Source organism: Hyphomicrobium sp. ghe19 (assembly GCF_902712875.1).
GTDB lineage: Bacteria > Pseudomonadota > Alphaproteobacteria > Rhizobiales > Hyphomicrobiaceae > Hyphomicrobium_B.
In genome coordinates this window covers 1,512,918-1,536,559 of the sequence record NZ_LR743509.1, presented here as the reverse complement: position 1 = coordinate 1,536,559, position 23,642 = coordinate 1,512,918, and the positions used below count along the sequence as shown (strand labels likewise).

Annotated in this window: 39 protein-coding genes and 1 tRNA gene; 28 read left to right on the top strand and 12 right to left on the bottom strand. The window is 58.6% G+C overall.

From position 1 onward, the window contains the following. The first annotated feature begins 58 nt into the window (after window positions 1-58). On the top strand, window positions 59-262 hold the full coding sequence (locus AACL53_RS07305; RefSeq protein ID WP_339083830.1) for a hypothetical protein: 204 nt from the start codon (window positions 59-61) through the stop codon (window positions 260-262). 136 nt (window positions 263-398) lie between these two features. On the opposite strand, the gene AACL53_RS07300 is transcribed toward AACL53_RS07305, so the two are convergent. The 8 genes from AACL53_RS07300 to AACL53_RS07265 all read right to left on the bottom strand — a co-directional run bounded on the left by AACL53_RS07300 (window position 399) and on the right by AACL53_RS07265 (window position 3,649). After that, window positions 399-536 (bottom strand): hypothetical protein, encoded by a 138-nt coding sequence (locus AACL53_RS07300; RefSeq protein WP_339083829.1) that lies wholly within the window; start codon window positions 534-536, stop codon window positions 399-401. A 1-nt stretch (window position 537) separates the two neighbouring features. Further along, window positions 538-705 carry a hypothetical protein gene (locus AACL53_RS07295; protein ID WP_339083828.1) on the bottom strand — a complete coding sequence of 56 codons (168 nt, stop codon included), beginning with the start codon at window positions 703-705 and terminating at the stop codon, window positions 538-540. Continuing rightward, window positions 702-854 carry a hypothetical protein gene (locus tag AACL53_RS07290; RefSeq protein ID WP_339083827.1) on the bottom strand — a complete coding sequence of 51 codons (153 nt, stop codon included), beginning with the start codon at window positions 852-854 and terminating at the stop codon, window positions 702-704. The genes AACL53_RS07295 and AACL53_RS07290 overlap by 4 nt, the downstream gene beginning before the upstream one ends. Next, window positions 851-1,123 (bottom strand): hypothetical protein, encoded by a 273-nt coding sequence (locus AACL53_RS07285; RefSeq protein WP_339083826.1) that lies wholly within the window; start codon window positions 1,121-1,123, stop codon window positions 851-853. Before AACL53_RS07285 ends, AACL53_RS07290 begins: the two co-directional genes overlap by 4 nt. 169 nt (window positions 1,124-1,292) lie before the next feature. Further along, window positions 1,293-1,916, bottom strand: a complete 624-nt coding sequence (locus tag AACL53_RS07280) for a hypothetical protein (RefSeq protein WP_339083825.1) — start codon at window positions 1,914-1,916, stop codon at window positions 1,293-1,295. Continuing rightward, window positions 1,909-2,799 carry a hypothetical protein gene (locus AACL53_RS07275; protein WP_339083824.1) on the bottom strand — a complete coding sequence of 297 codons (891 nt, stop codon included), beginning with the start codon at window positions 2,797-2,799 and terminating at the stop codon, window positions 1,909-1,911. The genes AACL53_RS07280 and AACL53_RS07275 overlap by 8 nt, the downstream gene beginning before the upstream one ends. A gap of 64 nt (window positions 2,800-2,863) precedes the next feature. Beyond that, window positions 2,864-3,217: a hypothetical protein gene (locus tag AACL53_RS07270; protein WP_339083823.1), complete on the bottom strand. Its 354-nt coding sequence runs from the start codon at window positions 3,215-3,217 to the stop codon at window positions 2,864-2,866. Window positions 3,218-3,421: 204 nt separating this feature from the next. Beyond that, complete coding sequence (locus tag AACL53_RS07265) at window positions 3,422-3,649, bottom strand: hypothetical protein (RefSeq protein ID WP_339083822.1); 228 nt, start codon at window positions 3,647-3,649, stop codon at window positions 3,422-3,424. Between the two features lie 85 nt (window positions 3,650-3,734). On the opposite strand from AACL53_RS07265, the gene AACL53_RS07260 reads away from it, so the two are divergent. Beyond that, complete coding sequence (locus AACL53_RS07260) at window positions 3,735-4,316, top strand: hypothetical protein (RefSeq protein ID WP_339083821.1); 582 nt, start codon at window positions 3,735-3,737, stop codon at window positions 4,314-4,316. Here AACL53_RS07260 and AACL53_RS07255 read toward each other — a convergent pair. Further along, a complete protein-coding gene (locus tag AACL53_RS07255) occupies window positions 4,294-4,767 on the bottom strand; it encodes a hypothetical protein (protein WP_339083820.1) in 474 nt (157 codons plus the stop codon). The genes AACL53_RS07260 and AACL53_RS07255 overlap by 23 nt on opposite strands. Window positions 4,768-4,813: 46 nt before the next feature. Here AACL53_RS07255 and AACL53_RS07250 point away from each other — a divergent pair, with 46 nt between their 5' ends. From AACL53_RS07250 to AACL53_RS07160, 19 genes are all read left to right on the top strand, one after another. Next, window positions 4,814-5,083, top strand: a complete 270-nt coding sequence (locus tag AACL53_RS07250; RefSeq protein ID WP_339083819.1) for a hypothetical protein — start codon at window positions 4,814-4,816, stop codon at window positions 5,081-5,083. After that, window positions 5,080-5,478: a hypothetical protein gene (locus tag AACL53_RS07245; protein ID WP_339083818.1), complete on the top strand. Its 399-nt coding sequence runs from the start codon at window positions 5,080-5,082 to the stop codon at window positions 5,476-5,478. The genes AACL53_RS07250 and AACL53_RS07245 overlap by 4 nt, the downstream gene beginning before the upstream one ends. A gap of 200 nt (window positions 5,479-5,678) precedes the next feature. Continuing rightward, entirely contained in the window at window positions 5,679-5,819 is a 141-nt protein-coding gene (locus AACL53_RS07240; RefSeq protein ID WP_339083817.1) for a hypothetical protein, read from the top strand. A gap of 94 nt (window positions 5,820-5,913) precedes the next feature. Next, window positions 5,914-6,384, top strand: a complete 471-nt coding sequence (locus AACL53_RS07235) for a hypothetical protein (protein ID WP_339083816.1) — start codon at window positions 5,914-5,916, stop codon at window positions 6,382-6,384. After that, complete coding sequence (locus tag AACL53_RS07230; protein WP_339083815.1) at window positions 6,378-6,833, top strand: hypothetical protein; 456 nt, start codon at window positions 6,378-6,380, stop codon at window positions 6,831-6,833. Before AACL53_RS07235 ends, AACL53_RS07230 begins: the two co-directional genes overlap by 7 nt. Then, window positions 6,830-7,207 (top strand): hypothetical protein, encoded by a 378-nt coding sequence (locus AACL53_RS07225; RefSeq protein ID WP_339083814.1) that lies wholly within the window; start codon window positions 6,830-6,832, stop codon window positions 7,205-7,207. Before AACL53_RS07230 ends, AACL53_RS07225 begins: the two co-directional genes overlap by 4 nt. Further along, window positions 7,204-7,812, top strand: coding sequence for a hypothetical protein (locus AACL53_RS07220; protein ID WP_339083813.1), 609 nt, complete (start codon window positions 7,204-7,206; stop codon window positions 7,810-7,812). Before AACL53_RS07225 ends, AACL53_RS07220 begins: the two co-directional genes overlap by 4 nt. Further along, window positions 7,809-7,994, top strand: coding sequence for a hypothetical protein (locus AACL53_RS07215; protein ID WP_339083812.1), 186 nt, complete (start codon window positions 7,809-7,811; stop codon window positions 7,992-7,994). Before AACL53_RS07220 ends, AACL53_RS07215 begins: the two co-directional genes overlap by 4 nt. After that, window positions 7,991-8,332, top strand: coding sequence for an HNH endonuclease (locus AACL53_RS07210; protein WP_339083811.1), 342 nt, complete (start codon window positions 7,991-7,993; stop codon window positions 8,330-8,332). The genes AACL53_RS07215 and AACL53_RS07210 overlap by 4 nt, the downstream gene beginning before the upstream one ends. Window positions 8,333-8,366: 34 nt before the next feature. Further along, a complete protein-coding gene (locus tag AACL53_RS07205) occupies window positions 8,367-9,017 on the top strand; it encodes a hypothetical protein (RefSeq protein ID WP_339083810.1) in 651 nt (216 codons plus the stop codon). Window positions 9,018-9,246: 229 nt separating this feature from the next. After that, window positions 9,247-9,639, top strand: coding sequence for a hypothetical protein (locus tag AACL53_RS07200; protein WP_339083809.1), 393 nt, complete (start codon window positions 9,247-9,249; stop codon window positions 9,637-9,639). Between the two features lie 5 nt (window positions 9,640-9,644). Then, on the top strand, window positions 9,645-9,935 hold the full coding sequence (locus tag AACL53_RS07195; RefSeq protein ID WP_339083808.1) for a hypothetical protein: 291 nt from the start codon (window positions 9,645-9,647) through the stop codon (window positions 9,933-9,935). Further along, window positions 9,932-10,555, top strand: a complete 624-nt coding sequence (locus AACL53_RS07190; protein WP_339083807.1) for a hypothetical protein — start codon at window positions 9,932-9,934, stop codon at window positions 10,553-10,555. The genes AACL53_RS07195 and AACL53_RS07190 overlap by 4 nt, the downstream gene beginning before the upstream one ends. 3 nt (window positions 10,556-10,558) lie before the next feature. Further along, on the top strand, window positions 10,559-10,804 hold the full coding sequence (locus AACL53_RS07185; protein WP_339083806.1) for a hypothetical protein: 246 nt from the start codon (window positions 10,559-10,561) through the stop codon (window positions 10,802-10,804). Window positions 10,805-11,094: 290 nt separating this feature from the next. Continuing rightward, entirely contained in the window at window positions 11,095-11,424 is a 330-nt protein-coding gene (locus AACL53_RS07180; protein ID WP_339083805.1) for a hypothetical protein, read from the top strand. Window positions 11,425-11,534: 110 nt separating this feature from the next. Beyond that, window positions 11,535-11,804, top strand: coding sequence for a hypothetical protein (locus AACL53_RS07175; protein ID WP_339083804.1), 270 nt, complete (start codon window positions 11,535-11,537; stop codon window positions 11,802-11,804). Between the two features lie 12 nt (window positions 11,805-11,816). Further along, complete coding sequence (locus AACL53_RS07170; RefSeq protein ID WP_339083803.1) at window positions 11,817-12,251, top strand: hypothetical protein; 435 nt, start codon at window positions 11,817-11,819, stop codon at window positions 12,249-12,251. 2 nt (window positions 12,252-12,253) lie between these two features. Next, window positions 12,254-12,676 (top strand): hypothetical protein, encoded by a 423-nt coding sequence (locus tag AACL53_RS07165; protein ID WP_339083802.1) that lies wholly within the window; start codon window positions 12,254-12,256, stop codon window positions 12,674-12,676. A 440-nt stretch (window positions 12,677-13,116) separates the two neighbouring features. After that, window positions 13,117-14,214: a tyrosine-type recombinase/integrase gene (locus AACL53_RS07160; protein WP_339083801.1), complete on the top strand. Its 1,098-nt coding sequence runs from the start codon at window positions 13,117-13,119 to the stop codon at window positions 14,212-14,214. Here the strand turns inward: AACL53_RS07160 and AACL53_RS07155 are convergent. The 3 genes from AACL53_RS07155 to AACL53_RS07145 form a co-directional block, all read right to left on the bottom strand. Beyond that, a tRNA-Pro gene (locus AACL53_RS07155) sits at window positions 14,215-14,291 on the bottom strand. It abuts the gene before it with no gap. Between the two features lie 75 nt (window positions 14,292-14,366). Continuing rightward, a complete protein-coding gene (locus AACL53_RS07150; protein WP_339083800.1) occupies window positions 14,367-14,888 on the bottom strand; it encodes a DUF192 domain-containing protein in 522 nt (173 codons plus the stop codon). A gap of 22 nt (window positions 14,889-14,910) precedes the next feature. Further along, on the bottom strand, window positions 14,911-15,510 hold the full coding sequence (locus AACL53_RS07145; protein WP_339083799.1) for a cold-shock protein: 600 nt from the start codon (window positions 15,508-15,510) through the stop codon (window positions 14,911-14,913). Window positions 15,511-16,095: 585 nt separating this feature from the next. Here AACL53_RS07145 and gloA point away from each other — a divergent pair. The 7 genes from gloA to AACL53_RS07110 all read left to right on the top strand — a co-directional run bounded on the left by gloA (window position 16,096) and on the right by AACL53_RS07110 (window position 23,269). Beyond that, a complete protein-coding gene (gloA, locus tag AACL53_RS07140; RefSeq protein WP_339083798.1) occupies window positions 16,096-16,536 on the top strand; it encodes a lactoylglutathione lyase in 441 nt (146 codons plus the stop codon). Continuing rightward, window positions 16,530-17,765 (top strand): TIGR03862 family flavoprotein, encoded by a 1,236-nt coding sequence (locus AACL53_RS07135; protein ID WP_339083797.1) that lies wholly within the window; start codon window positions 16,530-16,532, stop codon window positions 17,763-17,765. The genes gloA and AACL53_RS07135 overlap by 7 nt, the downstream gene beginning before the upstream one ends. A 171-nt stretch (window positions 17,766-17,936) precedes the next feature. Then, entirely contained in the window at window positions 17,937-18,641 is a 705-nt protein-coding gene (locus AACL53_RS07130; RefSeq protein ID WP_339083796.1) for a sulfotransferase family 2 domain-containing protein, read from the top strand. A 417-nt stretch (window positions 18,642-19,058) separates the two neighbouring features. Beyond that, on the top strand, window positions 19,059-19,868 hold the full coding sequence (locus AACL53_RS07125; protein ID WP_339083795.1) for a phosphoadenylyl-sulfate reductase: 810 nt from the start codon (window positions 19,059-19,061) through the stop codon (window positions 19,866-19,868). After that, entirely contained in the window at window positions 19,865-20,770 is a 906-nt protein-coding gene (cysD, locus tag AACL53_RS07120; protein WP_339083794.1) for a sulfate adenylyltransferase subunit CysD, read from the top strand. The genes AACL53_RS07125 and cysD overlap by 4 nt, the downstream gene beginning before the upstream one ends. Then, a complete protein-coding gene (locus AACL53_RS07115) occupies window positions 20,770-22,305 on the top strand; it encodes a GTP-binding protein (protein ID WP_339083793.1) in 1,536 nt (511 codons plus the stop codon). The genes cysD and AACL53_RS07115 overlap by 1 nt, the downstream gene beginning before the upstream one ends. 163 nt (window positions 22,306-22,468) lie before the next feature. After that, a complete protein-coding gene (locus AACL53_RS07110) occupies window positions 22,469-23,269 on the top strand; it encodes a sulfite exporter TauE/SafE family protein (protein ID WP_339083792.1) in 801 nt (266 codons plus the stop codon). Window positions 23,270-23,642 lie beyond the last annotated feature (373 nt).

Sequence of the window (23,642 nt, the reverse complement as noted above, 5' to 3'; positions counted from 1 at the left end):
ACCGGGGGTATTCAAGACGCTCTCCTGAGCCTCCTGTTTCGTCTGAGAGGCGCACGTCATGCCCCTGCGCGCCGTACCAGTGCTGTTCGAGCTTTTCTGCGGCCCGGAACTGAAAGTATTCGATCTCGCTGCGGCGGTAGAGCTGATCGAAGAGGGCGAGCTTTCTCCAGGCACGCCGATCTGTTTGCTGATCGACCTGGGGCGGCTCGTAAGTGGCTCTGCGAAGCTGTTCGCGAGTTGGGGAAAGCGCGTCTTCCATTAGGCCTTACCTTTTTTCACAACGCGCACTTTCTTACTGGTCCGCTGTTTTATTTTCTGGCTCGCATCCAAGCCGAACCCTGGAATCTTCTCTATCTTTCCAGACTTTGATATGCGGTAGCCTTTGATGGATTTGGTGGTCATCGCGCAATTGCCGCGGCGATGATGATGACCCAAAGCGTCGTCCACCCTGGATGCTTCGCTAGAAAGTCGCCTATGGTCATGCTGCCCTCACCTTCTTCGCTCTGATCACGGTACTTGAGCGCCTTCTCGCTCATCTCAATTTGTGGCCGCCAAGAACCCCGCAAAACCGAACCCGAAATAAAGCGGGATGAATAACCAGAACGCGAGGCTGCTCTGCGTATCCAAGCCGAGAAGCCAGCACAGCAGTATCCACGATAGACAGCCGCAAAGACCGCCGAGGAAAATTCCTGCAATTGCCCTCATGCTGCCCTCCGTCTGCGTGGCCTGATCACGTACTTAAACAGCGCGATCTCAACGTCGCTTTCCTTAAGCTCCATCTTCTTCGCAATGTCGAAGCTGTCCTGGCCTTTTCTCCAGCGGTAGGAGATCTCGAATATCTGTTCGTTGGTCATGCTCGGATGAGATCCGGTAGATGCTCGTCTGCTTCTTCCTCGGTGAGGTCTGCATCCAGACGAATTTTGTAGCGGGTGATCATGACGGCTGGCCCGTTGGGCGTGCGCATGCGCCAACACGGATGCCCCTTATGGCTCGCGTCGATCTGCCCTTCTTTCGTCCACACGTTCCTCTCCCGGTTCACGAACTCCATCAGCACATACGTCCCTGGGAGAAGCTCTTGGCCGGGAATATGCTGTATCCAATCTGTCCACGCGTATTCCGTCATGCTGCCTCCTTCTTCGCAAAATCCAGGAACCGAATTTCCTGCGTGTGCCAATGTCTCTCAACGGAGAGCCCGCAATACTTGCAGGTCTCACGATCCCAAGCCCCTGGACAGTTCTCGTCCGTGACTTCCATGTCGTGCATCGAGAAAACTCTGCAGAGAAAGCGGCGGATCATGCTGCGCGGCCCCTCACCTGAAATGATTTTGGATCATTGAGATAAGCGCGGAGTTCTGCGTCCGAGCGAACCCGGCCGTGAACGACCTCACCGAGGAACGCGCGCATGCGGAGCATGCTGTCGCCTAGATCGTTCAGCGCCGCGTGCAGCCGGGAGCCCTTTTCCTTCTCAATCGAGTTGCGGGCGTAAGCCTCGTCGAAAGCTTTCGCTTCCGCGATGCATGCTCCGATCTCGCGGTCCATCGGCAAGCGCCGGTGCTTGCGGCAGAACGTGTGCAGCGCGAACACCCAGCCCTCTTCGGCAGCACGCTTCCCCAAGCCGCTGCGAATGAGCTCATCGGCCTTGGCGATCGCTTCAGGCGTCCATTCTGGGTACTTAGGCGGCGTCGGCTTGTGGTCGATCCCCATCTCTCGCGCATCGGCACAGGCCGTAAGCAGTTCGGAGACGCTCGGGAACCGGTTCCCACGATGCGTGCGCAAAACGATGTCGGCAGCTTTGTCGAGCTCTGAACGGGAATAATTTTTGACGAGATTGTCCATCTCGTCGAACCAAGCCTTCGGATCGTCGGTATCCGGCTTGCCGTACATCACGGCCAAGCGCGCCACGAGGTGGTTAGCCATTGAGCGTTTCCCCCCTTGCCATAGCGAGAAATTCGCTGCGCTTCCTGCGCTCTTCGTCGAACCATGTGGGGGCTTGCTGCGCCCGGGTTGCTGGGCGTTCTTTTGCCGTCCGGCAGTAGCCGTAGAACGCCTTGTGCGTCAGCGCGCGAACCTTGCCATCAGCGTGGTCCGCCTTGAGCTCGGCGAAGGCATCGCGAACGATCGTCGGCCCGTAGATCCGGCATGCTTCGGCGATCGATTTGTGGGCAGCTGGGTAGTCGGGCGCCCAAGGGTTCAGCCAATGGGCCATGCTTTCGACGATCAATCCCGTCGAACCATTCAAACCCGAAATTTCGTTCGGCCCGCCCGCAGCAACAGAACTAGTATCTGCTATCTGGCAAGAATCTAGATTGGTAGTATTGGTATTACTGGTAAGAGTCTGGTTAGGCTCTGGTTGTTGACTGGTTAAGCTCTGGTTATTTGACTGGCCGCGCTCTGGTTGAGCTGTCTGGTATTTCTCGTAATTGCAAATGGTTGCGATATTGGCGAAGTGGCCGTTGCTCTGGTTGATTTCGAGCATGCCGTCTTCACATAACCGGAGCACGAAGGTGCGGACCTTCTGCTCCGTCCAGCCCCATTTTTCAGCGAGAAACTTGCGCCCGATGAGGACCTGGCCGCGCTCAAGAACGAGCCGCGCGCCCTTGTGATTTATTTCGCGTGCTTTCCAAGCCGCATTCGCTATCAGCCACATCCATGCCGAGCGGCGGTCATATGGCCCGAAATTAAGAGATGGATGCTCGAACATTTCCACAGATGTTCTGATCCAACGAGTCTTTATTTCGCCACGCAAATCAGTGAGATTCAAATCATTGACCGGTTTTGAGTTTGTCGCGTCGCTGGTCATTCAAGTGCCCCCAAGAATTAGCGTCTGACCTGGATCTCGATTAGCCCTCGGAGATCCAGGTCTTTTAGTTTGCGGATTGGGATTGCTCGGCTTTGCGGGCGTGGTAATACCGGAGAGAACTGATGCGCTTGCGCTCGCGGTACTCCGGATCATTCTGGTAGCGCTTGCGACTATGTTCGCGCTCGTACTCTCGATATTCCGGGTCGGTCGCGCGTCTCTCGCGCTTGTAATCCCGCATCCACGCTCTTCGTTCGGCCTTGTGCGCCTCATCATAGCGGCGCTGGACTTCCCGCCCGTTTCCGAACGCCCGCGCCTTCGTCGCCCGAACGTATCCATCCTTGCACCCGAGCTTCTTCGCGATCTGCTGCGGATTGAGCCCCTTCTCTAGGAGCTTTAGGACTTGGTCTTTCGTTGCCATGCTTCCCTCAGTCAGAAATGGCCGGAGCGGTGTGAAAGCTCCGGCCGCAGTTGCAGTTGTTTAGGGACGCACACGGCAGGCGACAGGACTGGGGCACCTCACCCTCACGCGCCGAGGGGAAGACATAAAACGGCGCGCAAAGGCTCCTGTCGCCAGCGGTAAGCGCTGACAGGACGCTAGAAACGCAACGCTTACTGATGAATGCTAGGCGGCGCGGGCCTCAGCCCGACGCTTAGGGTTTGCAGGGGGCTTCCACCCCCTCATGAAGTCTCGGAGTTTCTGTGCGGTCTCGGTGCGCACGTCACCGCCAGCCCTCAGCCGCTTGACCAAAGCCGGATCGTTCATGGCAAGCAGGCCGAACCGCGACGCGGCGAGACCGGACTTGTCAATGAAACTCTCGATGTCCTGCAGAAGCTTCTGTCGTTCGCTCATGACCAACAGATATTTGGAAATATCCAACTGTGCAACTGGAAATTTCCAACGGGACGGGTAATCTGTGGATCAGTAAAAGAAGGCCATGGAAATATGGCGCCAAAGAATTCTGGATCGGATTCAAGAGCTAGGCCTGGACGATCAAGAGGTCGTCAGAAGGTCAAAGGTCAATCGATCCTTCATGACTGCATTCCGAAACGGAACCGTGCCGTCGATAGAGAATTTGCAGAAAGTCGCGCGCGCGGTGCGCCTCGAACTTTCGAATCTCTTTCAAGATGAAAAAAAACAGAGTATAACTTTGGAAGTAGTGTACGAAATTCTAGGTGGGGAAATGTGGGCACCCGCTCGACACGCGTCGAGGGAGTTTCCGCTGAGCGTACTTGATGAAGATCTTGTCTCCCTCGAAGTGACTACAGATCAGTACAGAAGTCGGGGCTATCGCCTGGGAGACATTCTGTCAGGACCTAAGCAATCAAGAAACTTCCATAATCTCATCGGTCTGGACTGCATCGTAGAGTCGAAAGACGGAAAAAGGTACTTCAAGATTCTGGGGAAGCGTGATGCCAAGGGCAACTACACGCTTCGCTCGTTTGAACCTGAAGGTGAAGAATTGTCCGGCGTCGAACTAAAGTGGATCGCGCCGATCAAGATGATTTTCCGGAATTGATACGGCGATGGATCCTCGAGATAGAGACCTCGACAATCCTCGCCACCGGCATGATGCACTGCTCGACGAATTTCGATGGGTGCGCGAAAGCATCCGCGAGAAGAAGATATTTCTTGAAGTATTTTTCGGCGCGCTCGCTGCCGGAATAGTCCTCCACTACCTCATTCGCTTTCTTCCCTAGTCCGCCTGCACCGCGAATGCAGGGCGGACAACGTTTTGCACAGAGAGTTGGAAATTTCCAAATTTCATGTTGACGCGTTGGAAATTTCCAATTAACAAGTTGGACATCAGCACGGACGAGACGCTTCGCAAAGGTTCCCACTCTTCCACGCTGATCCTGCTGCTGCAGGAGCCAATAACGGCCCCTCATGATGAGGATACCCACCTGCAGCAGCAGCTTCCAGAATTCAGATCTCGGCGCGGGGTCGAGAGGGGAGGAACCGGCAGGCATCCAGACTTCGGCCTGCCGGTTTCAAAACTCAAAGAGGGCAAAGCAGATGACCGATACAGCTTTTACGCCGGGGCCTTGGAAGTGGGACGCTGGCGATGTCGGGCAAGACTACGCCGTCCCTTACTGCGACGTGTACGCCGACGACAGAGATGCAGTCATCGCTTCGGTGAGCAACCCCGATGACGCTCCACTCATCGCAGCGGCTCCTGATCTCTATGAGGCACTGAAAGCTCTTGATGACCGCGGGCACACGATGGCGACTTGGGAATTAGCCAAGCGCGCTCTCGCCAAAGCCCGTGGGGAGGTCTCCCAATGACCTGCGGTGTGATCCCTATCGAGCGTCTTCCGGTTGAAAACGATTACGCCGTTACCTTCGAATTCGAAGAAGTCGGCATCGACGATCACGGCGCGGAAGTCGGCTTGTATTCCGGCGTTGCGCATATCGATCAAGACGGTGCCGTAGTTGGGCTGATGCTCGACGCATACGCGACAGACAAGACGAACCCTCTCGGGCGGCCAAAACAAATCCTCAGGTATTACCCGGTTCCATTGCGGAACAAGCAGCTGTCAAGCTTGGCCGAGTTTCGAGCGCGCGGCATCGCGGACGCCCTCGAAAAGGGTTTCCCAGTCGAGGGCGTCCGCGGGAAGGTCGACAACTGGCACGTCTCTATTGCAGAGAGCGGATGGGAACAGAGGGAAGCTGCGGAATGATCACCTTCCTCCTCACCATCATCTGCGTGGCTTTGGTGTTCGGCCTCGCACGTTTCGTCGACGGTCTCATGCGAAGCGACGACGACTGATGGACCCGGTCCAAGTGTATCTGTTCGAAGCGTGCCGGTGTGAAGAGCTTGCGCAGCAGTGTTGGCGCGAGAGCAAAGATAGTTTGGCTCGATTTTGGTGGAGAGTTCGGGATGAAAAATACGCAGACGTGCGCCGCGACCGCGAGAAGCGACAACGACAGGCCGAATGTGAGGCTCGCATTGTTCTTCTGCTTCGCGGTTCTCGCAGTGGGCGTGGTGTTCATGATGCCGAGTGGAATAGCGGGAGGATAGATGGATCGAAGGCTACTCGAAGCAATAGGACTGGCAATCGTAGCGAGTAGTCCGGTGATCTTGGCGCTGATTTGGATTTGGTTTGGGGGATGAGATGAGCGAAGCCATTGGCATCACAGACGACGACATTTTCGAGGGCATAAAGAGAGATGTTCTTGGTCCCGCCTACTTCGCTTCACAGCGCGTGGTTCAGCGCTATGTGGAGCACTTCAAAGCGGAGCAGTTCCAGCCGCTGATCGATGACATCACCAAAACGGCAACGGACAAGATCCGCGAGACCATTTGGGATGACGTTCAAACGTTCTTGCTTTCGGACGTAGAAAGCAACCTGCAAGGGGCGATGTGGCGTCAGATCGACGACAGCGTGGAAGCTCTACTCGGCGGCAAAGAGTGGGCGCTGAATCGGTATGCCCTTCGCGACCGGTATGACTCTGGAGCGATCCGAGAAGCCGTCGCCAAGCATATCCCGCTGGAGCTTCAGGAAAAGCGCGTTGCCGATCTCGAAGCTGAAAATAAGCGGCTTCGCGACGATCTCGAATTCTATCGGAGGGCTCGGTCATGCTGAACAAACTTCTCGGCCGCACCGAAGGCCATCAAGCACAAGGCGCAAGCTGGCGAGACGCCGTTCCAAACGCAGAGAAGACAGAACCTCCAGCTGGATTGCTCGCCTCTGTCAGAAAGCTTCCACTCGACGTAGCTGCGAAATCCGCCAAGCGCGCGAATGATCGGCTGACGACGGCTGAAGCTGAACTGATGCGCGCCGAAATCGCTCTCGAGCAAGTCCGCAAGGAAAACCAAGAGCGGGAAGACCTCCATCTTTCCTACGTCGAGAAGCGCGCCAACGCGGTGACGCTCGCGGCGGAAGAGCTTGGGAAAGCCCAGATGCATTTCCTTCGTGAGGCTCAAGACTGCGGAGCCTTAGAGCGCACAGGACCATTGGTCGATCTGTTGAACGGCTTACGCGAGACGAAAGACGACGACAAGGTTCCGACGGTACGAGTCGACATCGAATGAGAACGCCAACGCCGCTCGATCAGCAACTGGCGTGGTGGCGCGCAAATCAAACGGGGGCCGTGCACACCGATGGTCCGGAATGCGGGTACTTCAAAAGGAGACTGGAAGCATGGAGCAAGATCTGGATTCCGGCTCGCATCTATCTGAGCCAGGAGATCGACTGGACAACGGGGGAGCTAACGGAGCCCGAAAGGTTCCGGCTCGAAACCCGCGGGCGCGTGCTGACCGACCATTGGGAGATATGGGAGGCGTGGCTGAGGCTCCGTCCAGTGACGATGGACGAGTGGAAGTGGCTGACAGCGCGGCAAGCACTCAGAAATGGAAGTCAGACGACAGCGTTTATCTCCGACTGGCAAGAGCACAATCTGATGTGAAGGTCATCACGCTTGACGCCGACATAAAGGGCAAGACGAAAGACGGCGCGTCCTTCTCCTATAAAGGCGTGTCGTCGGCGCAGGTCGTGACGTTTGCCAAGTCGGCGCTTCTAGCGAACGGCATCGTCTTCTATCCCGTGATGAAGCGCGATGGGGTGCAGGTGACCGGCAACAAGACGGCGGTCTACATCGACGGCCACTTCGTATCGGTTGACGACGGCGAAGATCGTATCGTCACTGGGGCGTGGGGCGCCGGCACGGACTTCAACGACAAGGACTACTCCAAGGCCTTCACGAACGCGGTGAAGAACTGTCTGGCCAAGATGCTGGGCATGTCAACGCTTGAAGACGACAGCGCCGAAGCAACGCCGCATGAGCCCGAACACAAGCCGCGCGCCATCAAGAACGCTGAAGCTCTGACCGACGTTGTGATCAAGTCGTGGGCTGACAACTACAAGGCTGCGCTCGATAGCTGCAAGACGGCAAAGCAATTGCACCAACTCCGCGCCGACAACGCCCACATGATGAAGAACCCGGGCGTTCCTCAGGTCACGAAAGATTACTTCCTCGACAAGATTGAAGCCTTGGAAGGAACGCTCGAATGACCGTCGAATACGTCCGAGCAATTGCTCTCGTGGTGGCATTCGTTCTCGCGTGGATCATCATTGCGAAGTGGATTTCACAGCCGGTTGGCCATCCTCTGAACCAGTTCGATATACGCAAAGAAGTACGCTTTCAGGTGATCGACGTCGACGATGAGATTGAAAAACAGCGGGGTTGGAGATGAGCCGTCAGGAGTTCTCCAAGAAAGTGAAGCTGGCGGCATGGCAGCGAAGCGGCGGCATTTGCGAATGCGGCTGTGGCGTCAAGATCATCGCTGGGGACGGCCCGGAATACGATCACATCAAAGAGGACACGATTGGCGGCGAGCCGACGCTTGAGAACTGCCGTGTGATGCGCAAGCGCTGCCACGATGCGAAGACTCGCAAGCGCCGGCCGGAGATCGACAAGACGCGTAGCGGATTTGAGAAGCGCATCAACGCTCGCAAGAAGTCCCGTCCCATACCCGGCTCAAAGGCAAGTGGCTGGAAACATAAAGCCAATGGCGATTGGGTAAAGCGATGACGGGTGAAGCACCAATAGGGGAACGGACGGGGATATGAGCACGAGGCGGCCAAAAGCATTGGATCTCTTTTGCTGTGCCGGCGGAGCCTCAGAGGGGCTGCACCGCGCGGGTTTCGATGTCATCGGTGTGGATATCGAGCCGCAGCCGCACTACCCCTTCCCTTTCATTCAGGCAGACGCGACGGCAATCAACGTCCGTGGCTTTGATTTCATTTGGGCATCGCCACCGTGCCAAGCCTACACGCTCTGCCAGCGCATTCAAGACAACGAGCACCCGGATCTTATCGCGCCGACGCGGGCCATTCTAAAAGCATCCGGCATTCCGTACTGCATAGAGAATGTCGTCGGAGCGCCGCTCATCAACCCAATCGAACTCTGCGGCGCGATGTTTGGCTTACGCACCTACAGGCACAGGCTGTTTGAGTGCTCTTGGCCCATCACGGCGCCACCGCACCCGGAACACGTCGCACCGCTCCGCAAGATGGGACGGCCCGTTCGGGACGGTGAATTCATCCACGTCGTCGGGAACTTCAGCGGTGTGCAGCTCGCCCGCGATGCGATGGGCATTCAATGGATGCCGCGCGACAAATTACGCGAAGCCATTCCGCCGGCGTTCTCCGCCTACATCGCGCGCGACGCGCTCTACACCTGTATCCGCAAAGAGATCTTCGAAAACATCGAATGAAAAGGAACGTGACGCCTATGACGCTCCGTGAATTCTCCCTGCTGGCAGCAGAGAAAGCGCTCGCGGACGAGACGTCAACGATCTTCGATTACCAAAAAGCTGTTGATGCTTGGCGGCTCTGGGAGCGCGGAAGGGAGACGGAATATGAAAACTGATCTCGCGGGCCACGCCATGTGCTTCTTCGAAACCATGAACGCTCCTGCTCTCGCTCTTACTACTGGAGGACGAAATGGTTCATTCTTCTGAATCACCCGAGGCAACGACCTCACGGTCATCGGACCAGCCTGCTGCTGAGCTTTCAATCAGCGTACGTCGCTATGACCTTCCAACTGGCCCGTTCTATATCGCGACATCTCACGATTTACGGGGCGCTACAGGGACCGGTCATACGCTTCGTGAGGCCGTCGGAGAGTTTACAGCCTGCCTGCCAGATCTCTGGTCAGTGATGTCCGACGATGTTCGGTCCGGCAAGCCGCCGACAGAGCAATTCAAAGCGTATGAGCGACTGCTGACGAACGGTGACCGTGAGTTCGAAGAGCCAAGCGACGCTGTCAGCATGAACCAACCTTCCCTCTCAAAAGAGAAGGAAGCTCTATCTCAGTCATCAGAAGGAGCGCTCTAGCAGCCATGGCAGAGCCCATTTCAGATGAAGAGCGCATTATTGCCGCCGCTGTGAAGATTGGCGACGTGGCGCTAAGTATGCCGCCACCCGCGCGACACTGGACGATCATCAACACGCTTTGCGGCACGCTTGATAAGCCGGATGCCACGCGGTACGCGCAGCCGGATGACCAGGGCTTCCTGACCGACCAAGGGCGCTTTGTGTCTCGCGTCGAAGCCCTTGGCATTGCGTGGGCCGCCGGACAACTCAAGAAGGCTCCAACGATGCGGGAACTTTACACGGAGGATCTGTGGTGAGCACCATGGCTGAGACAGTGCTGCAACCAGCGGAACTCGTAGCGCTCCTGAGAAAGAGCGTGGGTCTGGCGCGAGAAGCGGGATGTCTCGGAATTTCTGAGATGGAGTTGCAAGCCGCCGACCTTATCGACTCGCTCATCAAAGAGAGAGATGAAGCGAGGGCAACCATTAACCCGGTGCGAGTTGCAGAGCCGATTATCGTCGAAGGCGAAGGCCAAGCTGACGACGTAGGCCGAACAGGGAGTGACGACTCTCCCGACCGGGCCCCAATGACCGAACTTCAAGCCGCCCTTACGCAGCTTCAGTCCGAGAGAGACAAGCTGATCAAAGAACGAGATGAACAATACGACGGCATATGCTGCCGCGACGAGGCAATCAGGCTTGTCAAGGCTCACAAAACCGAATTGGCAGCCGCCCTCACGAAAGCACTCGCAGAAAGAGACGCGCTGCTAGAGGTGGTGAAGCCGTTTGCAGATCTGGCCGAACAGTACCGCGATGATGTGCCCGACAGCTTAGGCTTCGGGAGCGTCAACGCGCATCCGTTTGAGGATTTCTCGCTCGCCGATCTCCGCAAAGCCCGCGATGTACGCAATGAGATTGATGCTGGGAAGGGGAAGTGAATTATGGACACGATTTCTGTAACTCTGAACATTCCAAATTCGCCGTTTGCGACGACGCAGGAGTGGTGTGACGCGATCGTGCAAAACATCTCTGTCTGCTCAGCGCGAGGCGACATGATTACGACGCAGTCCCTTTCGCGGCTGCTGGGGCTCCTGAACACGGCGGCGGCGTACCAAGTTCAAGTCTATCCGCATAGTTCAGCAGGTGCTTCACCCCTCCCCACTTCAGGAGAGAACAAAGATGCCTGAGACCGTGGAATACAGCGAGGGCGTTTGCAGCGACGGTGCCGCGATCCTTCGTAACGGGGAGCCGATCGCAATCCCCGACATTCTATCAGCGCTTGAAGACCGTGACCGTCTATCAGCAAGAGTGGAAGAGCTGCAGACTGCGATGCTCATAAAGGTCCGCGGAGACAACGAGTGCGGGGTTCTTCTCGGGAGACTGCCGTGTGCGGGCCCATCGTGGGACAGCAACGTATGTGGCTGCGCGATTGAAGCGCGATCCTATCTCACTCCCAGTAAGAATAAGGAATAAGGGAATGGTTCATTCTTCTGAATCACTTGCGGACCCGACCTCACGGTCATCTGACCTTTACCGCAAGTTGAACGGTCGCAAGATTTCGATGACACTTGAGTTCATTGAGGAGGGCGGGATCGCGCGATGGGTGGCTGACGGGAAAATTATCGGAACACGCGTCAACGTCTTCATGTGGATGTCCGATCTAGATCAGTTCAAGGAGCAAGTGGAGGCCCAAATCCTTTTGCTTCTGGATGTAGAGGCCGAAGCTAAAGCGGTCAAAGAGCGGCGCTCAAAACTATCTCTAGTGAATTTGAACCATGCTTCGCCCCTGGCGGCCGAGGAAGCATGAGAGGGAACCACCAGCGCCTGGCAAACAACTCCTCGTACGGCGTGCGGGGATGTGGCTACCCGAAAGGATGCCGAGCGGCGCTGGTGGCCTTTATTTTCTGAGGAGAGGCTATGGCTGACAAATTCGATGAGATGGCTCAGATCGCTGGCAAAGCGGGAGGCCTAGACGAAGCGCAATGGTCCGGGCTTGCCCACATTCTGCGGTCAGTTGCGCGCGACGCCATCAAAGAATGCGACAACGCGATGGTTGAGACCGCCATGGACGACCGCTCTCGGCGCGCTGCTCGGAAGGCCATCAAAGCGCTTCTCGCCTCACTCGGAAGCCTAGGTGACCGTTCTGACGAACCCGAGAGCGACCCTGCTCACATGAACCAAATATGAAGGAATAAGGTAATGGTTCATTCTTCTGAATCACTTGCGGACTCGACCTCACGGTCACCTGACTTCCCGCAATTTACTCCGGGACCTTGGTCCTGGGATAGCGGCGAACTGGTCGCCGATGGCGGGTTCCTCGTCTTAGGCGCTGGTCTGGCTAAGAATGGTGCCAGCTACGTGTCGGTGAAAGACGAAGACAAGCCAATCATCGCAGCGGCTCCAGATCTCTATGAGGCGCTGGAGGCGTTGGTGCTCACCGTCATCGGATACGAGCGCATTAACAACCTCGCTCCGAACCCTGGTCGGAAATACTGCTGGGACGCCACTGAGCGCGCCATTGCAGCTCTCGCGAAAGCTAATCCGCCGTCGATCGGTGACCGTGACGTAGAACCCGAGCGTCCCGCTGCTCACATGAACCAAATCCCTTCCTCAACAGACCTAAAGGGAGAGTGAGAATGACTGATAATATCAAAATGTTCGCCGCCGGTATCGGATCATTCGCGGAGGGCGAGCTAGAGCGCCGCGAATTTGTCGGGGTCAGGCAACCGAATGGCGACAAGCGCCTCGTTTGCGGAACGCCGGAATGGGAAGCCGTAAACAAATGGCGCGACGCCGTCGAGGCGGAGATCGTGGCGCGCCTTCAGCCGTCGAAAGACGCTGAGATCACCGCGCTCCGTTCTCAACTCTCCACCATCCGTACAGAGACCATAGAGATGTGCGCGAAAGTGGCGGAGTCCAACCGCTCGCTCTGGCAAGAGTTTGCTGACAGAGCAATTGCGGAAGGCCGCCTCGACGACCACGGCCCGTATGCTTATCAAGCAGACGCTTGCGATGCTGTCGCCAAGTCCATCCGAGCACTGTCTCAGGGAGAGAAGTGATGAACTGCGCTTGCGAGACCGCGCCTGATAGCGGCGAAATTCTGAAGATTTGCGACGCCCATTTCAAACTGATGGAAGCGTCTACGGCCTCCACCATAGAGATGTGCGCGAAAGTGGCGGAGACGATGAAGAGCGGGCCAGTCTATTTCGTTGAAGGTAGACCCAATGCAGGAGTCGTGGTCGGGGGCGATCACATAGCGGCGGCCATCCGAGCCCTGTCAAAGACACAAGAGGTAGGGAAGTGACCTGGCCTGATTATTTGAAAAAGGAGACGCTCGCCCGCCGGCTCGATCTGGAGCCCGGCGCGGTTGACCAATACGTTAAGCGCGGCCTGCTTCCCGTGCCGCACAAAGTTGGGGAAGCATTGCTGTTTTGCTGGGCTGAGGTGGACTCTTATCTGAGGGGCGGCAAGACTGCCGATTCTGTGACCGATGATCCATATGACGCTGGAGCCCGTCGTGCCGCCCAAGCTGCCGCCGCACGTCGTACAGGTCAAAAACAAGGTGGGAAGGCCCTACCTGTACCTCATGAAGTTCCGGGGGACCCCGCGCGCCGAGAAGGCCATTAGGCTTCCGGACGACCCAAAGTCCTCCGAGTTCTGGGCGGAATATGCCAGGGCCATGCAGCTGCCGCCGGCAGCGAAGAAATCCGATACGTTCGAAGACCTTGTCGGCGCATGGCACGCCTCTCCGGAATGGCGGCAGCTTTCGGAGAAGACCAAGATCGATTGGAAGCGCTATAGCGAGCGCATCAAGGCGTCGTGGGGAGAACTACAGGTTCGGGGGATCGGGCCGCCAAACGTCCTGACGCTCCGCGATCTCTACGCCGACACGCCGGCCTCTGCCAACAATCTCATCCGCTGCCTCTCCGCAATGCTGGCATGGTCAGTGCCGCGGGGCTGGCGCCTGGACAATCCATGTCGCGAGATAAAACCCCTCAAGGGCGGCTCTGAGTATGCCCCCTGGCCGTGGGAGGCGATCAAAGAGGCGGAGGACAGGCTTCGAGAGGATCTTTGGCAGGTCGCTGCTTTGGCGCTCTACACCGGCCAGCGCGAGGACGACGTGCTTTCCATGCTGAAGACATCGATTCACGCCAACGTCATCAGCGTGCGTCAGGAAAAAACCGACAAGCAGCTTTGGATACCGATTCATCGGGATCTGAAGCCGATCATCGAAAAGGCCTTGGCGCGTTCTCCAAAAACGTCGCTGACGATCCTGACGAACACACTCGGCCGGCCGTGGACGGCAGATGGCTTTCGAACGTCATGGGGGAAAAATAAGCCGCCGCTGGTGAAGAAGCGCGGGCTTGTGTTCCACGGGCTCAGAAAGTCCTCCGTGGTGATGCTGCTCGAGGCCGGTTGCTCAGATGCCGAAGTTTCCTCGATCACCGGACAGAGCCGAGAGATGGTCGAGCACTATGCGAAACAGGTCAATCAGGCCCGCTTGGCGGCGTCGGCAATCCTCAAGTGGGAGAACGCCTCGGAAACGGAAATTGCAAACACCGTTGCAAACACCGTACCTTCGAAACGAGCTAAGTAGTGGTCGGGGCGACATGATTCGAACACGCGACCCTCTGCTCCCAAAGCAGATGCTCTACCAGGCTGAGCTACGCCCCGACTTGGGCCATCATCTGCCGCTTTCGCCCGCTAAGGTCAAGTCGGGGCTTGTGAAAGGAGTGCGGCATCCCGCTTTCATGGCCGGGCCGCACCAGAAAAAATCGGATAACGCACTTTGTCGCCGGCTTTAATGCCGAGCCGCGACGCCGTACCTCCCGCAATTTCCAGAACGGCGAGCACGGTAGCACCGGACGAGATCACGCGATCCGACAGCGGCTCAGCACCCTCCTCGATCCGCGCAATCGTACCGTCAGCACGAATGAAAAGCATATCGAGCGGGATGTACGTGTTGCGCATCCACATCTGCAAACCGCGCTCGGCCGGATAGGGAAAGAGCATGCCCTCGCCGTCCCCGAGCGACGTGCGGAACATGAGCCCCAGCGCCTTCTCCTGTTCCGTCGACGCGACCTCGATCGCAAACGGATGCTCGGCCCCGTCTTGAGCGGAAACGATCGTCAACTTGTCCTGACGCATTTTAGCGTATGCGGCCGGAACGAGATCAATCAACCGGTTGAGGCCTGGGAAGCTCGCCGCAAACATGGGCAGCAAAATAAAAAGGGCCACGCAAATCGCGGCCCCCTTCGTTGAACTCGACATGACTGTCGCCATTGTTCCCACGTCAGTTACGGGACGGCAGCCCCGTCGGCACACCGTCCGGCCTGAGTTCCGCAGCCATGCAGCCCTTAGATCCATATCCCCAGCGGACTTGGACGATCTGGCCCGGCCGTAGCTCAGTGAAGCCGAAGCGGCGCAACGTTTCCATGTGGCAGAAGATATCGGGTGTGCCCTCGCCGCGGGTCAGGAACCCGAAACCGCGTACCCGATTGAACCATTTCACGTAAGCACGGCACCAATCGCTTTCCGGCTGCACAATGACGTGGGTGCGTTGCGGAAGCTGCGACGGATGGATAGCCGAACTTTCGTCCATACTGAGAATGCGAAATGCCTGCATGCCTTTTGGCCTGCGCAGAACTTCGCAGTGAAGGCGCGCGCCTTCGTAAGCGGTTTGAAATCCACCGGCTCGGAGGCAGGTGACGTGCAGAAGTATGTCCGGCAGACCATTGTCAGGAACAATGAAGCCGTAGCCTTTCGAAGCATCGAACCATTTGATTGTTCCGGCGACCTCGAAAACTTCGGCCGCCGCGTCGTCGAGCGCCTCGGGACCAATCGGACCCGGTTCAAAATATTCTGAAAGCCCGGGACGTTTAATATCCCCCATACTTGCTTACCCCGCGTGTACTGTGCGTCAAACGATAACGAGCATTCCGCGGTTGTCGTCCTCGCGTCCGTTCTGGAAGAGCCCTCTTCAGAAGCGAACGCTGAAACGCAACTGCGCAACGGCGTAAACCATAACACTGGCTCTGCCCGGAACTAGGGGCAATATTTTGGCCACTCCCCCTTGACCGCGAGTTGTGGTGCCTCAATCCACATCGTTTGTCACACATTAAGCCAATGAAAACGTGCAAAAAAACGTTGTCGCGATTCATCCCCAGTTTCGATTGCGTGCGGAGTTTGGTGCAGAATTCCTCCACATGCGTTCATAAGTTTTGCACCGCGAATCATCCCGAGGTGATTCGCTCATCTCGCCTTGATTCCCATGAGCTTCCGAGATGCAGTCGCCCATGAAGAAGCGAAAGTCTTCAATGCTCATCCACAGTTACGCAAAAACGCGGGATAAGGCGACTCGGTGCCGCGAGACGTTTAGAGCCGCACTGTGGCACAGCTGCAGCGCCTGCATTCCGGCGCGCGAACTTTGCCACTGACGACTTGCAGCAACATCAGAATTTCGAAGGAAAGGGGACCGATGCGCTACTTGGACACGATGGTTCGCATCAAGGAGATCGCGCCGAGCCTGAAGTTCTACTGCGATGCTCTAGGGTTGAAAGAAATCCGTCGCATGGACAGTGAGAAGGGCCGCTTCACGTTGATCTTCCTCGCGGCGCCGGAGGACGAAGCCCGCGCCGTGAGCGAAAAGGCGCCGATGCTCGAGCTCACCTATAACTGGGACCCCGAAGACTACGATGCGGGCCGCCACTTCGGCCACATCGCCTTTCAGGTGGACGACATCTACGCGACCTGCGAGCGGCTCCGGGCGGCCGGCGTCACGATCAACAGGCCGCCGCGCGACGGACACATGGCGTTCGTCCGCTCGCCCGACCTCGTCTCGATCGAGCTTTTGCAGAAGGGCGCACCCCTGCCCCCGACTGAACCGTGGTCATCCATGCCGAATACCGGGACATGGTGAGCACCTCAGCCGCCCCCCGTGACGTCGCTGTCATCGGTGCGGGACCCGCCGGTCTCTATGCCGCCGAGATCATCGCGAATGCCGGACATCGCGTCACCGTTTACGAGCGCATGCCGACGCCCGCCCGCAAATTCCTGCTCGCCGGGCGCGGCGGACTGAACCTCACGCACAGCGAACCGCTCGAAAATTTCCTGACGCGGTACGGGACCGAGTCAGAAAACGTTCGCGCCATGGTCGAAAGCTTTCCGCCTGCGAGCCTCATCGAATGGGCGAACGGGCTCGGCGCTGACGCATTCATTGGTTCGAGCGGCCGCGTCTTCCCCCGCGCGATGAAAGCCTCTCCTCTTTTGCGCGCATGGCTGCGCCGTCTGGGCGAGCTCGGCGTCGCGATCAAAACGAGGCACCGCTGGATCGGCTTCACGCCCGAGCGCGGTCTCCTTTTTGAAACGCCGGAAGGAACCGTCACGGCGACGCCTGATGCAACGCTCTTCGCGCTCGGAGGTGGAAGCTGGCCGAAGCTCGGCTCGGACGCGCTCTGGGCCGGGACGTTCAGCGCGGCCGGCATCCAGGTAACGCCGCTTGCTCCCGCCAATTGTGGCGTGCGCATAGCATGGTCCGAGATCTTCAAATCACGCTTCGAAGGCGCCGCGTTGAAGCGCATCGCGCTCACATGCGCGGGTGTCACGTCGCGGGGCGAAGCCATCGTAACCAGCGACGGCCTCGAAGGCGGAGCGATTTACGCGCTCATACCGCACATCCGCTCTGCGCTACGCACTGAAAGAAGCGTAACGCTCTCGATCGACCTGAAGCCCGATGTCGACCGGTCCGTTTTGGCCGAACGGCTCACCAAACCGCGCGGCAAGGAAACGCTGACGAACTTTCTGCGTAAGGCAGCTCATCTCGATCCGGCCGCGCTCGCCCTCATTCGCGAAGCGGGCGCAAGCCTTCCCGATGGAGGCGACGCTCTGGCGGCCCGCATCAAGTCAGTTCCGCTCTCGGTCGTCGGCGTTGCCGGCATAGAGCGCGCCATCTCCACCGCCGGCGGCATCGACTGGGCCGCCATCGACGATGACATGATGATCAAGACGCGCCCGGGCTTGTTCGCTGCCGGCGAGATGCTCGACTGGGAAGCACCGACCGGGGGCTATCTGCTGCAGGCAACATTCGCAACCGCGACGCGGGCGGCAAATGGATTGGTCGCTTGGCTCGCACGAGATGGCGCTCGTTAGAACGCTCTCCCGCCTGGAAAGGGAACATCCGGTGCTATGGCGGCGCGATCGCCCATCGTACCGAAGGCCGGCCCAAGCACGAAGCGCCTATCGATCTTGCCATTCGCGGGTCAAGACTTTAACCGATCCCGACACACGCAGAGTATCCGGGAAGCACACGGGATATCTTCAATGATCGTTTCACACGCTCGACGCTTCATATTCGTCAAGACCAGCAAGACTGCCGGCACAAGTGTCGAGATATCCCTTTCTGAGCTTTGTGGACCCGACGACATCATCGCGCCGGCGAGAGAATCCAAGGATCCCAAATACCCGTCCTACCGGGCCCGCAATCTTGTGATTCCCCTTCATCGCGCTGCGTACGTCTCGCTGCCGATTCCGCCGCTCACCCCCGTCGCCAAACACTTTCGGTTTCGCAAGACTTTCTACGAACACATGCCCGCCGTCCGAGTACGGCGCGCGCTGCCCAAATCGGTCTGGGACAACTATTTCAAGTTCACCATCGTTCGTAATCCATACGACCGGGCACTGAGCCAATACTTCTGGAACAATCGAAAGACCGGCACCCACACCAAGGAAACGATCAACGAGTATATTTTGGAGAAGTCGAGTCCTTCCGTGCTGACCAACTGGTTCATGTACGCGTCACGCGGCAAAGTGCTGGTGGACCATTTCATCCGCTACGAGGAGCTGGAGAGCGGCTTTCAAACGATATTGTCTCGATTGGGCATCGACGAACCGCTCGCACTACCAAACGCTAAGGGCGGCGTGCGTCCGAATGAAATCCATTATCGAGAAGTTATCAGCCCTGCGGCCCGGCAGCATATTGAACGAAATGCACGCGCCGAACTGGACCTCTTTGACTATGCGTGGTGATTGAAAAGCGAAGCGATTACCCGTGCCCCCGGACCGGGCGCTCTCCCAAGAAGCGAACGGACACTCGTTCGGTCGGGCGTGCCGGCTTTGGAGGCGGGTCTTCCGCCTCGAGACGCGGCAGGCGCAGCCCTCGGAGGTTACGACACGAAGCTGTAATCCCTCCACGACGCCGGCGCTGCTCTGGCGGCGCGCGCCTCCAGACGATAACCCGCCCCCTTTCGCCCCGGATCCCGACCAGAATAGAGCCCCCCGGCACGGTCTGTCGCAGGGCTTAACGCATCCGGGTTCTACGGACCTCGACGGCGACAAAAACGTCTTCCAGCCTTAGATCCCGGAATAATATCCTATTCTTATTTGCGAAAATGGCTTCTCAGGGGAATGATTTACCCCTATGTATCGCAGCACTGGAGGCCTTCCATGACGCTGTTCGAAGCAACCCCGTCCGCTCCTGGCGGACCGGCAAGTAATGATCATTCCGCGCCGCAGCATGCGGTTGCGGCCGACCTTGACGCGAAACTCGCGAGCTTGGCGACGCTCGAGGAGCGTCTCGCCGCGATCCGTGCGGCCATCGACGGCACGATCGCATTCTCGACCAGTCTCGGCATCGAGGATCAGGCGATTACGCACGCCGTGGCGACGACGGCGACGGACATCGACATTTTCACCCTCGATACCGGCCGGCACTTCCCCGAGACGCTCGACACACTGTTCGAAACCGAAGGTAAGTACGGCATCAAAATCCGCGTAATGTTTCCGGACTCTGCCGAAGTCGAAGAGCTCGTGTCGAACGACGGCATCTACGGCTTCCGCTATTCAGTCGAAGCGCGGAAAGCCTGCTGCGAAATACGCAAGGTCCGCCCGCTCAATCGCGCGCTCGAAGGCGCAGCCGCCTGGCTGACCGGCCTCCGCCGCGAGCAATCGCAAGGCCGCTCGCACGTGCACTTCGCCAGCTACGACGCCGGCGCCAAACTCATCAAGCTGAACCCCATCGCCGATTGGACGCTAGCTCAGCTCGAAGACTACGTGGCGGGGAACAAAATTCCCGTCAACGCACTCCACGCCCAAGGCTTCCCGTCGATCGGTTGTCAGCCGTGCACGCGCGCCATCAAGCCCGGCGAAGACATTCGCGCCGGTCGCTGGTGGTGGGAAAACGAGAACGGTAAGGAGTGCGGACTTCACACGCAGTCCGAAGACCCCGGCTTTGAACCAAAGGACCGCGCCGCATGACGGCATCGCCTTCACATCTTGATCTACTCGAATCCGAGAGCATCCACATTTTCCGCGAGGCGGCGGCGCAGTTCCGCAAGCCCGTGCTGATGTATTCGATTGGCAAGGATTCAACCGTTCTCCTGCATCTCGCGCGGAAGGCATTCTTCCCGCAAGCCGTGCCTTTCCCGCTGCTTCACGTCGATACGACGTGGAAGTTCCGGGATATGATCGCATTCCGCGATCGCACGGCCCGTGAACTCGGATTGAACCTGATCGTCCACACCAACGAGGAAGGCATCAAGCGCGGGATCAATCCGATCGATCACGCGCCCTCGATCCACACCGACGTGCTGAAGACGCAGGCTTTGAAGCAGGCACTCGACAAGTACGGCTTCGATGCTGCGTTCGGGGGCGCCCGCCGCGACGAAGAAGCAAGCCGTGCCAAAGAGCGCGTCTTCTCGTTTCGAGCCTCGGGCCACCGCTGGGACCCGCGCAGACAACGCCCCGAGATGTGGCACCTGTTGAACGGCCGTCTCGGAACCGGAGAGACCGTCCGCGTCTTCCCGATGTCGAATTGGACCGAAAAGGACGTCTGGCGCTACATCCTCCGCGAGAAGCTCGAGGTCGTGCCGCTCTATTACGCCGCCGAGAGACCGACGATCGTCCGCAACGGACAAATCCTGATGCAGGACGACCATCGTCTCCAGCCGCGAGACGGTGAAAAAGTCGAGATGCGAAAGATCCGCTTCCGCACCCTCGGCGATTATCCTCTCACCGCCGCCGTCGAGTCTGACGCTGATACGATCGAAGCCGTCGTTGCGGAAACGATCAACGCGCAGACTTCGGAACGCCAGGGCCGCTTGATCGATCACGATCAGGTCGGCGCAATGGAAAAGAAGAAGCAGGAAGGCTATTTCTGATGTCGGTGCACGCACTGCATAAAACGGAAGCCGCGCAAAAGGCTGCGCCCCGTCTCGAAGTCGTGCCCAATCTCGTGCACGAGCTTGGCGGCATTACGCATCTTCTCACCTGCGGCTCCGTCGACGACGGCAAATCGACCTTGATCGGCCGGCTGCTCTGGGATGCGTCCGATCTCTACGAGGATCAGCGCGAGAACGTTCGCCGCTCGGGCCGCAAGGCCGCGGGCACCGATCTTCCCGATTTCTCGATGCTGCTGGACGGCCTCGTCGCCGAGCGCGAGCAAGGCATAACGATCGATATCGCCTGGAAGTATTTCGATACCGAAACGCGCCGTTTCGTCATCATCGATTCCCCCGGTCACGAGCAATACACGCGCAACATGGCATCGGGCGCGTCCCATGCCGACGTCGCGATCGTGCTCGTCGATGCGCGCTCGGGCGTGAAGAAGCAAACGAAACGCCACACGGCGATCCTCGATCTCGTCGGCGTGAAGCACGTCGTGCTCGCTGTAAACAAGATGGACCTCGTCGGCTGGTCGGAAGACGTGTTCCGCAAAATCGAGGCCGACTTCCGCACGCTGTGCTGGAAATTCAATTTCTGGGACGCAACCGCGATCCCGCTGTCCGCCGTCTTTGGCGATAACGTCTCGGCGGCCTCAGATAATATGTCCTGGTACTCGGGCCCGACGCTGATCCAGCACCTGGAGAAAACGCCGAGCCGTGTCAGCGAAGCAGGTTCCGTCTTCCGCTTTCCCGTACAGACCGTCCTGCGCGACGGCCAGGATTTCCGCGGCCTTGCCGGCACGGTCACGTCAGGCTCGGTGAAAATCGGCGACGTCGTGGTCGATGCCCTGAGCAACGCCAGCGGTAAGGTCATCCGCATCGCGACGATGAACGGCGACCTTCCAAGCGCCTCCGCCGGTCAGGCCGTCGCCCTTCAGCTCGACGTCGATATCGACGTGTCGCGCGGCGCCGTGCTGTCCGCGCCCGAGATGCGCCCCGTAGCGGCGCAAACGGTCGAAGCTCGCTTCGTCTGGCTCTCGGAAGATCCATTCAGCCCCACGGCTGGCTACCTCTTGCGAACGTCGACCGACCTCATCCCGATCTCCAACATCGAGATCAAGGCACTCCTCGATCTCGAAACGATGGCGTCGCGTCCAGCTCGTAGCTGCAGCGCGAACGATATCGCGATCGCGAAAATTTCGCTCGGCCGCGCGGCCTCAATCGACGTCTTCTCCGAGACGCCGGAGACCGGAACGCTGTTGCTCGTTGATTCCGTCACCGGCGCAACGATGGCCGGTGGCATCGCGACATCCGTCAACGCCAAGGCAGAACAACCGGCCGAGGGTCATTTCGTGTTGAAGCGCGATATGCTCGCAAACGGCCTCAATCGCGACCTGTCGATGAGTTCGAGCGATCGCGAAGAGTTCATGCGCCGCGCCAACGAGGTTGCGATCCTTCTACGCTCGGCTGGCGTCTCCGTGGCGATCGAACCGCCGCCTCCAGTCGACGACGGGATGGACCCGGGACTCTAAGCCCCCGACACCTACATAGCTTCGCGCACGGCGGCCGGAACGCGAGTCGCCGCGCGCAAACAAACCTCCGCGGATAACGCTCCGTCATAAAGACGAGAAATCCGCAATTGCAGATCGGGGTGATCTCGCGTAGGTCAATCCGTCAACCGCACGACGGAATCCCATGCCCGAATTCGATTTGCAAACCCTGTGGCCAATGGTGATTACGGGCGGCTTCGTCGTCGGCTTCCTCGTCGGGATGACGGGCGTCGGCGCGGGCTCGCTGATGACTCCGTTCTTGATTACGAACATCGGTGTGCCGCCCGCCCTGGCTGTCGGCACGGACTTGCTGTTTGCCTCGATCACCAAGGCGTCGGCCACCTGGCCTCATCACAATTTCGGAAACGTCAATTGGCGCCTTGTCGGCTGGCTCGCATTGGGCAGCGTTCCGGGCTCCGTCGCGATGCTTATCGTTCTGCACCTTCTCAATCCCGACACTGCGGCGCTTGCTCATTTCATCAAGCAGGCGCTCGTCGCGGCACTTGTGCTGAGTTCGATCGCGATCCTGATCTATCCGTTCGTCGTTCGCGGCCATGCGAACGCGGGCGAACCGGCGGAGATCAAAGTCCGCCGCTTGCCGACGCTGCTGCTCGGCCTGACGCTGGGCTCGATCGTAACGCTGACGTCGGTCGGCGCAGGCGCCATCGGCGTCGTCGTCTTGACGCTGCTCTATCCGATGCTCCGCACACGCCGCCTGATCGGCACCGACATCGTGCACGCAGTGCCGCTGACGCTCGTATCGGGCCTCGGCCACATGTCGATCGGGAACACGAGTTTCGCGCTGTTGGGATTGCTTCTCGTCGGCTCGATTCCAGGCATCGCGCTCGGATCGCGCCTGACCGGGGTTCTACCCGATCAGCTGCTGCGCATCTTCCTGGCGGTGATCCTCTGCTTCGCCGCCTACCAGCTCTCGCTGAAGCTCTAAAAATTCAGTGCCTCCCTGTCATCCTCGGGCTTGTCCCGAGGATCCATTTATCCCCAAACGCCGCAGTCCGCGGCGCGATGGATCCTCGGCCTAAAGCCGAGGATGACATTGTGTGAGACAATTGTGAGATCCTCGAACGCGCATCGCTTCGCTCGCGCGCTCGAGGATGACGAAGAAAACCAAACCAGCTTCACGTCGGCGTGCATTCTGCGCGACTGGTTGCTGCGCTACCAACTCTACAGAAACTAAAGTCGGCCGGGAAAAGCCCCCACAGAACGTCATCCCCGCGCAGGCGGGGATCCGTCCAGGCTTCTGTTCTTCGCCATTCAGGCTTGGATGGATCCCGGCCTTCGCCGGGGGATGCCGGAGTTGG